This window comes from Pseudomonas sp. NPDC089401 (genome assembly GCF_044749485.1).
Lineage (GTDB): Bacteria > Pseudomonadota > Gammaproteobacteria > Pseudomonadales > Pseudomonadaceae > Aquipseudomonas.
Window position 1 is genome coordinate 88,957 of the sequence record NZ_JBIVIA010000013.1, and the last position, 9,731, is coordinate 98,687.

The following is a 9,731-nucleotide window of genomic DNA, read 5'->3' on the forward strand; positions in this document are numbered from 1 at the left end:
AAAAAACCTTTCAAGATCTCCCCCCACATTTGGGTAATTCTCACCCAAAAAACAAGAATTGTTTTAAATCAATCAGTTATCGCCAGAATGTAATGCTTTGGATGATGAATCGACCAATCGGAAATTCAGTGAAACGCGCGTGCCGTGCCCTTGGCTACTGCTCAACCTGACAGAACCGCCGAAGCGTTCCATGATCCGTTTCACCAGCATCAGCCCCACCCCCAGGCCATTCTGCTTGGTACTGAAAAATGGCCTGAAGGCCAGGCGCTGCTGCTGCTCGCTCATGCCCTTGCCGGTGTCGGAGAGGCGCAGGGTCAGGCTGCGTCGGTCGCGCTTGACCACCTCCACGCGCAGTCGATCGCCTTGCTCCATCGACTCCAGGGCATTGTCGATCACGCTGTCGAAGATCTGCCCGAGCAAGGCTGGCTGGCCGAGCACCTGGACTGCCGGCAACGTTTGCAGGTCGAGGGTGACGCCGCTGCGCGCCAGCGGCACGGCAAAGCGTTGCAGGCTTTCCTGCAAGGCCTGTGGCAGATCCACCGCCACCGCTTCGTCGGTCAAGGGCCGCAGCGACTGCAACAGCTGACGGATCCACTGCGACATGCGGTCGACCTGGCCGATGATGTCGTCGATGTTGCGCTGTGCCGGGCCTTCGTCGAACGCCTGGGCCAGTTCCGCGCTGGAGCGGATGCTGGCCAGCGGGTTGCGCAGGCTGTGGGCCACCGCCGAGGACACTTCGCCAAGAGCCACGTAGGTTTCACTGCTGATCAGCCGTTTCTGCTGCACCGCCATTACCCGCGCCGCCCGGCGCATGATCCCGTACAGGCCGATGTAGACCAGGGCCGCGCCCACGCTGATGGCTACCCATATCAGGATCAACCCGCGCTCGATGCGCTCGATCAGGTCGCGGGGTTCCTTGTAGATCTCCACCATGGCGGTGACCTGCTCGCCGTCGGCGTCGAACAACGGAATGTAGTTCTCGATGAACAACTGCTCGGGCGGGTTGATGAACTTCTGTTCGCTGCGGGACTGCTCGAAGTTGTGGTAGCTGGCCGAGACCCGCATCTTGTATTCGAACGCCCTGTCCAGGTCCTCGTCAGCCTCGATCAGCTTGCCCATCAAGGCCGGATTGGTCGACCAGATCACCGTGCGGTCCGGGGCATAGATGCTGGCCAGCAAGGTGTCCGGCAAGTGGGCGATATGGTCGAGAAACTCCCCCCGCGCCTCGCGCCGCGCCTGCGGGTCGACATCCGGCAAGGCCTCGCGGTCGGTACGCGGGTCGAGCAGTTCGCCCATGGTGCGCACGTTGGGGATCGACACATGACGCACTTCGGCGTCGGCGATGGAGGTGATGAACTGCGCCGTGAGCAAGGCGTCGCGCTCGATGCTTTCATCGATGATGAAGCGGCTGGAAATCAGCCCCAGGCCGGCCGCCACCGAAACGATGATCGCCAGGCTCACCCAGGCGTACCAGCGCAGCAGGTTGAATGGCTTGCGTGGCGTGACCACCTCGTTACCGGTGGATGCCTCTTGTGCGCTGGATCGGGGGGCGATGTCCATGTCGGACTCCACGGCTGGGCACCATCTGAAAGGTTATAGCCCAGAGTCGGGGAATCAGGCTCGATTTACCGATGCAAGGTCCGCTCACAGCGGCGAATCATCGGCCAGCCCCTGCAGCTTGCGATACTCGCGCAGCACCGTGGGCACGTAGCGCCGGGTCTCGGCGAACGGCGGTACCGCGCCACGCCGGCGCACGGCATCGGGGCCGGCGTTGTAGGCGGCCACGGCCAGGGTGATGTCATTGTCGAACAGGGTCAGCATGCGTTTGATGTAGCGCGCGCCGCCTTGCACGTTGTCCTCGGGGTCGAGGATATCCTCCACCCCCATCTCCTTGGCGGTGTCCGGCATCAGCTGCATCAGGCCGACCGCCCCGGCCGCCGAGCGGGCCTTGGGGTTGTAGCCGGACTCGGCCTTGATCAGCGCATGCAACAAGGCCTGGGGCACGTCGTACGCCAGTGCCGCCGCTGCCACCAGGTCGGCATAGGGGCGCCCAGTGATCAACTGCGCATCCGCCGGGCCGGCCTGGTCGATCCTGTCGCTGATCACCCGCTCGTAATGCCGCCCGGGCCGGTGCACGTTGCTCAACACATAGCCGCCCTGGGCATCGATGGAGATGTACACGTCGGCCTGGGCGGTCGCCGCCGCCAGCCAGAAAAAAGCCAGGATCAATTTACGCATGTCGGCTACCTCCCGCCCTGCCCCCGTTGTGGGGGAAATGCCCCGGAAAACCCGGGCTTTGCTCTCCTGTCGCAAGCACCGTGCCGCTTGCCATGGCGCATGCTGCAAGGCCCCGAGGCAGACGTGCACGGAGGTTGCATGAGGCTGCAAAAAGCCTGTTCCCATGCAGCGGAGGTCTTCACCATGCAGCGCAAACCCAACGCCCAACGTGGCTTCACCCTGCTCGAACTGCTGGTGGTGCTGGTGGTGCTCGGCCTGCTGGCCGGCATCGTCGCGCCCAAGTACTTCAGCCAGCTCGGCCGCTCCGAAGCCAAGGTGGCGCGGGCGCAGATCGAGGGCCTGAGCAAGGCCCTGGACCTGTACCGGCTGGAAGTGGGGCATTACCCCAACAGTGAGCAAGGCCTGCAGGCGCTGGTCGCCGCCCCCAGTGGCGAGGCGCGCTGGTCGGGGCCCTACCTGCAGAAGGCGGTGCCGCAGGACCCGTGGGGCCGCCCGTACATCTACCGCCAGCCGGGCGAGAACGGCGGCGAATACGACCTGCTGTCGATGGGCAAGGACGGCCAGCCCGGCGGCGAAGGCGAAAACGCCGAGGTCACCAACTGGTAATGAGGAGAACCGCCATGCGCTACAACCTCAAGGCCCTGGGCAGACAGGGCGTGGTGCAGCTGCAGGTCGAGGCCGAGGACGCCGAACAGGCACGTCGTCAGGCCGAAGGCCAGGGCCTGCGAGTGGTCAGCGTGCGTGGCAAGGGCCGAGCGCTGGCCTGGCGCCGGGCACAGGTGTTCGACCTGGTGCTGTTCAGCCAGGAACTGACCACCCTGCTGCGTGCCGGGCTGCCCTTGATCGACGCGCTGGAAAGCCTGGCGGAGAAAGCCCCGTCCGCCGGCACGCGCAAGGTCTTGGCTGAACTGGTGCGCCAGCTCTACGAAGGGCGCTCGCTGTCCCAGGCCCTCGGCCAGCAGCCGCGAGTGTTCCCGCCGCTGTACGTGGCGCTGGTGCAGTCCAGCGAGCGCACCGGCGCACTGGGGGATGCCCTGGCCCGCTACATCGGCTATCGCCAGCGCCTGGACCTGGTCCGGCAGAAACTGGTGGGAGCGTCGGTATATCCGCTGCTGCTGTTGTTGGTGGGCGGTGGCGTGGTGCTGTTCCTGCTGGGCTACGTGGTGCCACGTTTCAGCCTGGTGTTCGAAGGCATGGGCAGCGAGCTGCCGTGGCTGTCGCGGGTGCTGATGGACGTTGGCCTGTTCCTGCATGCCCAGCAGTTGCCGCTGGCAATGGCCACCGCAGGTGGCGTCGGCGCCCTGGTGATGCTGCGCCGCAACCCGGTGGTGCGGCGTTTCGGCGCCCGCCAGCTGCGCCGCCTGCCGGCCCTTCACCAGCGCCTGGTGATGTATGAACTGGCGCGTTTCTACCGCTCCCTGGGCATTCTGCTGCAGGGTGGCATTCCCATCCTCACCGCCATGGGCATGGCCAACGGCCTGCTCGGCAGCACCTCGGCCCAAGGCCTGGCGCAGGCCAGCCGGCAAGTGGGGGAAGGCTTGCCGCTGTCCGATGCGCTGGAGGCCGGGCAGTTGGTGACGCCGGTGTCGCTGCGCCTGCTGCGGGCGGGTGAGCAATCGGGGAACCTGGGAGAAATGCTCGAGCGCTGCGCGGACTTCCACGACCAGGAGATCGGGCGCTGGGTCGAGTGGTTCGTGAAGCTGTTCGAGCCGCTGCTGATGACGTTCATCGGCCTGCTCATCGGCTTTATCGTGATCCTGATGTACATGCCGATCTTCGAGCTGGCCTCGAGCATTCACTAGCCTGTTCCGGCCTCTTCGCGGGCAAGCCCGCTCCCACAGGGATAGCACCAGGCCCGAGGTGCGCCATACCTGTGGGAGCGGGCTTGCCCGCGAAGAGGGCTGGCTCAGTAGTCGAAGCGGTCCACCGCCCGCCGCCGCTCGTTGTCATCGCGCCGGTCATAGCTGGCGGTGGTCTGGATGTTGGCATGGTGCGCCAGCTTCTGTGCGATCGACAGGTCATGCTCCTCGATCACCCGGGTGATGAACGCTCGGCGGAAATCATGCGGCATGATCTTCACCCCCACCTGTGCCCCGCGCTGGCGGGCGATGTAGTAGATCGCGTGCTTGGTGATGCGGGCGCGGGTGATGTGGTTGCCGCGGCGGATGCGGTTGAACAGGAACGGGTCGTCCCTGGCGCCCTCGGGCAGGGCCTCGCGACGCAGGTCCAGCCAGGCCTGGAGCTTCTCGAACGCCCACGGCGGCGCATACTTGATCAATTGCCGGTTGCCCTTGCCGGTGACCTGCAGGCTGCGCGCCTCGAAGTCCACCTGGCTGAGGTCGATGTCCACCGACTCGGACTTGCGCATGCCGGTGCCATACAGCAAGGCGATGATCGCCGCATCGCGCACACCCTGGGGCCGCGGGTCGGCGGCGCACAGGTCCATCAGCTCACGGATCAGGCTACGCCGCAGGTTGCGCCCGGGCGGCAGGCGGCTGCCGCTGGCCGGTTTGACCTCGCGAATGCGCAGCAACCGCTCATGGTCGATCAGGCCCAGGCGCCACGCCTCGTTCATCACCCCGCGTACCGCGTTGACGTACAGCGACGAACTGTTCGGCGCATAGCCGTCCGTGCGCAACGCCGCCACCAGGCCGATCAGGTGGCCAGGCTCGAGCAGGTGCCAAGGCATGTCGGCGAGGTTGCACTCGACGAAGCCGAGACGGTCGGCGGCATCCTGGAGGATGTAGCGCATGGTCTGCTGGCTGGATGGGGCCAGCCGGGCCAGGTATTGCAGCAGTGGGCTTTGCGAAAGGTCGGACAAAACGTGAATCCTGAAGCAGGCAGCCGCGGCTCACCAGGCGGCCGCAGTGACAAGGTGACAATGGCGGCAAGATGCCCCAATTCGATGCCATTACCTTGATATTCAAGGTGTTGTCTGAATGGCAGGGAACGCGATAGTACCCCATCGAGGCCCGCTGTTCGAACGCCAGTGGTCTAGAGTGGTAGCCAAGCCCCCTGCCAGCGAGCCGCCATGGCTTTCCATCGCCTGAGCCGAACCCACCCGCGCCTGAGCATCGCCATCCTGGCCGGCATCGCCGGCGCCTGGCTGCTGCCCGCCAGCGACTGCGTCCAGCGTATCCTCGGTGGCTGGAACATCGGCGTCTGGCTGTACCTGCTGCTGGTGCTGTGGCTGACCTCGCGGGCCACCCCCGACAAGGTGCGCCAGGTCGCTCGGGTCGAGGACGAGAACGCCGGCCTGGTGCTGTTCACCGTCTGCTTCGCCGCCATCGCCAGCCTGGCGGCCGTGACCTTGCAACTGGTCTCCAGCCGCGGCCTGCATGGCAGCGCCCTGGCCGTGCACTACCTGTTTACCGGGCTGACCGTGGCGGGCTCATGGCTGCTGATCGGCTGTATCTTTAGCCTGCACTACGCCCGGCTGTTCTACACCGGCGACCGCCAGGCGCCGGCGCTGCGTTTCGCCGATGGCGAACGCAACCCGGACTACTGGGACTTCCACTACTTCTCGTTCACCCTCAACGTCGCCGTGCAGACATCGGACATCGGCGTCGGCGGGCGCGGCATGCGCCGGGTCGTGCTCGCCCACTCACTGGTAGGTTTCGTGTTCAACACGGCGATCCTGGGTTTCACCATCAACATCGCCGCCGGCCTGCTCGGCTAACACTCGCCGGGCACAGGCCGCGACCCTGCGGCAGGCCTCCTCCAGTTGCCCGGCCGCGAGTACCAGCCCCATGCGCAGGTGCCCCGCCGCGCTGGGCCCGAATGCATCGCCCGGCAACAGTGCCACGCCCTCCTCCAGCAACAGCCGCTGGGCGAACGCCTGGGCACCCAGCCCGGTGGCGCGGATGTCGAGCATCACGAACAGGCCTCCCGCCGGCCGCCGGGCGCGCACCCCAGGGCAATCGGCAAAGGCCGCGCAGACACGGTCGCGCCGTTCCCGGAACGCTTCGCGCATCCTGCGTACCACCGGCAGGTCCCGCTCCAGCGCCACGCAGGCGCCCTGCATGACGAACTCGGGCAGGCCGAACAGCATGACCACCGACAACTGCGCCAGGTGTGCCATCAAGGCGGGCGGGCCTATCACCCAGCCAACCCGCCAGCCACTCATGGCATGCGACTTGGACAGGCTGTCGATCAGCACGCAGCGTTCGGCCATGCCCGGCAAGCCGGCAGGGTCTGCTGCCTGGCCGTCGAACAACAGCCCGCTGTAGACCTGATCGCACAGCAGCCACAGGTCATGTTCGCGGCACAGCCGTGCGAGTTCCGCCATGTCGTCTGCCGAGATCACCGCGCCGGTCGGGTTGTGCGGGGTGTTCAGCAGCAGGCCGCGGGTGCGTGACGTGATCGCCCGCGCCACGGCCTGGGGGTCGAGCCGAAAGCCCTGCTCCGGGCTGGCCGCCACCGATACCGGGCGGGCCCCGCAGGCACCCAGCACCCCTTGGTAGGTGACATACGTCGGTTCGGCGACGATCACCTCGTCACCGCCCTCGAACAGGCATTGGCAGGCCGCGTACAGCGCGCACTGGGCACCGGGCAGCACCATCACCTGGTCAACCGTGACCTGTGGCCCGCTGCGCCGGGCGATGGCCTGGCGCAGCGCCAGGCTGCCACGCACATCGCTGTAATGGGTGTCGCCACGGCGCAGGCTGCGTACTGCCGCCTCGACGATGGCCGGCGGGGTATCGAAGTCGGGGTCGCCCACCGTCAGCAGGATGATCTCTCGCCCTTCGCGGCGCAGTGCCTGGGCCTGGTAGTGAATGTCCCAGGCAGCGGCTGCCTGGCCGGCGATACGTTGGGTGAGCGTGGAATAGCGCATGACTGTCTCCCTGTCTGCTACCGCTGGCACATCCCGCACCGCTGGTCCGAAAACGCCGTGCGCCGAATGTCGATAAAAATAGCAGAACCGGGCGGACATCCTGCAGGCAACAGGCGAGGAAAACGTTTGCCTGGCCATTTGCCGCCAAACGGCAGGCATGACACTTCTGTGACCGCCGTCATGCCTGGATGGATTGATCATGTTCAAGCCCGAACGGGTGCGCGATCGAGTGCTATGGTTAGGTTCCCGGCCGCTGCATCCGCGGCGCCGCTCACCCCGTCCAGGCAGGACAAGGAGGCTGGTTTGAACAAGATGACGTTCCCCAATGCCTGCCAGGTGATGCGCTGGCATTTTCACCCGCTGGGTTTCGAGGCCAGCATGGACGCCCCACGCAGCATGGTCGCACGCCTGTTCGACCGGGCCAGCGGGGTAACCCTGCTGGCTATTGCCGGCATCCCCTGCACCGCGATCATGGCGGCGGCGGATGTCGAGCGCATCATCGAGGCCGTGGAGGCCGAGATGGAGGCCTTCCTACCGCCGTTCAGCCTGCCAGACGCGGTCTAGACCAACGCTTCGCTCTCTTCGCGCAATGCCTGCAGCCTGCCCATGAACTGCTCGGCGGGCACCGGCTGGCCAAGCAGGTAACCCTGCAGCGAATCACACCCCAGGCGGGTCAGGAAGGCTTGCTGGCGGTCGGTTTCCACCCCTTCGGCGACAATCCGCAGGCCCAGTGCCTGGCCCAGGGCGACGATCGCCGAGACGATCGCCGCATCGTCACTGTCCTGCTCCAGGTCACGGACGAAACCGCGGTCGATCTTCAGCTCGTTGGCCGGCAGGCGCTTGAGGTACATCAGGCTCGAATAGCCGGTGCCGAAGTCGTCGATGGACAGGTCGACGCCCATGTCGGAAAGGCGCTGCAGCACCGTAAGGCTGGCATCGGCGTCATGCATGGCGGTGGTTTCGGTGATTTCCAGGGTCAGCCGGTTGGCCGGCAGGTCGTTCTCGCGCAAGGCGCGGGCGACGCTGTCGACCAGCCCGCCGTGGCAGAACTGGATGGCCGACAGGTTGACCGCCATGCGCCAGTGCGGGTGGCCCTGCTCCACCCACTGGCGCATCTGCCGGCAAGCCTCGTCCAGCACCCATTCGCCGATGGGGATGATCAGGCCGGTCTTTTCCGCCAGGCCGATGAAGCGGTCGGGCAGCAACAGGCCATGCTGCGGGTGCTCCCAGCGCAGCAGGGCCTCGGCACCGATCGGCTGGCAGGCCTGGGCATCGAACTTGGGCTGGTAGTGCAGGCGGAACTGGCGCTGCTCGAGGGCCTGGCGCAAGTCCTGGAGCAATTGCAACTGCTGGCGGGCATTGCTGTTCATCGAGGCGTCGAAGAAGCTGTAACCGTTCTTGCCGGCACTCTTGGCGTGGTACATGGCGGCGTCGGCATTGCGCAGCAGCTCAAGCTGGTCATGGCCATTGCCCGGGTACAGGACGATGCCCAGGCTGGCCGTCAGTTGCAGGTCATGCTCGGCGACGCGGAAGGTGCGCGATACCAGGTTGACCTGCTTGACCGCCACGTCCATGGCGTCGTCCGGCTCGTCCAGTTCGACCAGCAGGACGAATTCGTCGCCGCCGATCCGCGCCAGGGTGTCCTGACTGTGCAGATGGCCGCGCAGGCGCGCCGCCACGGCCCTGAGCAACAGGTCGCCAACATGGTGGCCAAAGGCGTCGTTGACCGGCTTGAAGCCATCCAGGTCGATGAACATCAGCGCAAAGCAACCGCCCTGCTCCGCCACCTTGCCGATGGCCTGGTCGATGCGGTCGGACAACAGCGTGCGGTTGGGCAGCCCGGTCAGGGTGTCGTGCAGCGCCAGCTGGGTCAGTTCCTGGTTGGCCAGGGTCAGCGAATGGGCAAGTTCCGCGGTACGCGACTCCAGGCGTGCATCCAGCACCGAGGTGAGCAAGGCCACCGCCAGCACCGCCAGGGTGAACACCAGCACCAGGTAGACCAGGCCCTCGCCCCGCAGGCCGCTGGCCAGTGCCCCGCAGAAGCTGCCCTCGGCAAAGTTGGCGGCGGCCATGCCGGTGTAGTGCATGCCGACGATGGCGACTCCCATCACCGTGGCCGCCAGGCCGCGGAACTGACGGACATACGGCGTGTGCTGGCGCAGGCGGAAGGCGATCCACAAGGCGGCAGCCGACGCGCCTACGGCAATCACCAACGAGGCGCCGAACAGCGCGGGATCGTAATCGATGCCGGGCAGCATGCGCATCGCCGCCATGCCGGTGTAATGCATGCAGGCGATGCCCGCACCCATGATCACGGCACCCAAGGCCAATGGCGGCCACGGCAGGCGCGGCTGGCTGACCAGCCACAGGGCGAAACCGCAGGACAACACGGCGATCAGCAAGGACAGCGCGGTCAGGCCGATGTCGTAGCCCAGGTCGATTGGCAGGCTGAAGGCAAGCATGCCGATGAAGTGCATCGACCATACGCCGACCCCCATCGCCAACGCGCCCCCGCCCATCCACAGATGCACGGCCCGCCCTTTTGCCGTGGCGATGCGGCCAGTCAGGTCGAGAGCGGTATAGGAAGCCAGAATGGCCACGCACAGCGAAATCAGCACCAGCGAGGAAGAATAACTACCGGTCAGCATTGGGAGTTCCA

Annotated in this window: 9 protein-coding genes; 4 read left to right on the forward strand and 5 right to left on the reverse strand. The window is 66.1% G+C overall.

Annotation, left to right across the window (positions count from 1 at the left end):
• Positions 1-72 precede the first annotated feature (72 nt).
• Both ACIP21_RS24650 and ACIP21_RS24655 read right to left on the reverse strand, forming a co-directional pair.
• Positions 73-1,560 (reverse strand): sensor histidine kinase, encoded by a 1,488-nt coding sequence (locus ACIP21_RS24650; RefSeq protein ID WP_400693281.1) that lies wholly within the window; start codon positions 1,558-1,560, stop codon positions 73-75.
• 84 nt (positions 1,561-1,644) lie between these two features.
• Entirely contained in the window at positions 1,645-2,238 is a 594-nt protein-coding gene (locus ACIP21_RS24655; RefSeq protein ID WP_400693284.1) for a transglycosylase SLT domain-containing protein, read from the reverse strand.
• Positions 2,239-2,421: 183 nt separating this feature from the next.
• Here ACIP21_RS24655 and gspG point away from each other — a divergent pair, with 183 nt between their 5' ends.
• A complete protein-coding gene (gene gspG / locus ACIP21_RS24660; RefSeq protein ID WP_400693286.1) occupies positions 2,422-2,844 on the forward strand; it encodes a type II secretion system major pseudopilin GspG in 423 nt (140 codons plus the stop codon).
• Between the two features lie 14 nt (positions 2,845-2,858).
• Complete coding sequence (locus ACIP21_RS24665) at positions 2,859-4,040, forward strand: type II secretion system F family protein (RefSeq protein ID WP_400693289.1); 1,182 nt, start codon at positions 2,859-2,861, stop codon at positions 4,038-4,040.
• A gap of 104 nt (positions 4,041-4,144) precedes the next feature.
• Here ACIP21_RS24665 and xerC read toward each other — a convergent pair whose 3' ends face one another.
• The gene (gene xerC / locus ACIP21_RS24670) at positions 4,145-5,059 is read right to left on the reverse strand and encodes a tyrosine recombinase XerC (RefSeq protein ID WP_400693292.1); all 915 of its coding nucleotides are present in this window, start codon (positions 5,057-5,059) and stop codon (positions 4,145-4,147) included.
• Between the two features lie 210 nt (positions 5,060-5,269).
• Here xerC and ACIP21_RS24675 point away from each other — a divergent pair, with 210 nt between their 5' ends.
• Positions 5,270-5,917, forward strand: a complete 648-nt coding sequence (locus ACIP21_RS24675; protein ID WP_400693295.1) for a DUF1345 domain-containing protein — start codon at positions 5,270-5,272, stop codon at positions 5,915-5,917.
• Here ACIP21_RS24675 and ACIP21_RS24680 read toward each other — a convergent pair.
• On the reverse strand, positions 5,843-7,072 hold the full coding sequence (locus tag ACIP21_RS24680) for a pyridoxal phosphate-dependent aminotransferase (RefSeq protein ID WP_400693298.1): 1,230 nt from the start codon (positions 7,070-7,072) through the stop codon (positions 5,843-5,845). The genes ACIP21_RS24675 and ACIP21_RS24680 overlap by 75 nt on opposite strands.
• Positions 7,073-7,375: 303 nt before the next feature.
• Here ACIP21_RS24680 and ACIP21_RS24685 point away from each other — a divergent pair, with 303 nt between their 5' ends.
• Positions 7,376-7,636: a DUF1652 domain-containing protein gene (locus tag ACIP21_RS24685; RefSeq protein WP_400693300.1), complete on the forward strand. Its 261-nt coding sequence runs from the start codon at positions 7,376-7,378 to the stop codon at positions 7,634-7,636.
• On the opposite strand, the gene ACIP21_RS24690 is transcribed toward ACIP21_RS24685, so the two are convergent.
• The gene (locus ACIP21_RS24690; RefSeq protein ID WP_400693302.1) at positions 7,633-9,720 is read right to left on the reverse strand and encodes a putative bifunctional diguanylate cyclase/phosphodiesterase; all 2,088 of its coding nucleotides are present in this window, start codon (positions 9,718-9,720) and stop codon (positions 7,633-7,635) included. The genes ACIP21_RS24685 and ACIP21_RS24690 overlap by 4 nt on opposite strands.
• Positions 9,721-9,731: the final 11 nt, after the last annotated feature.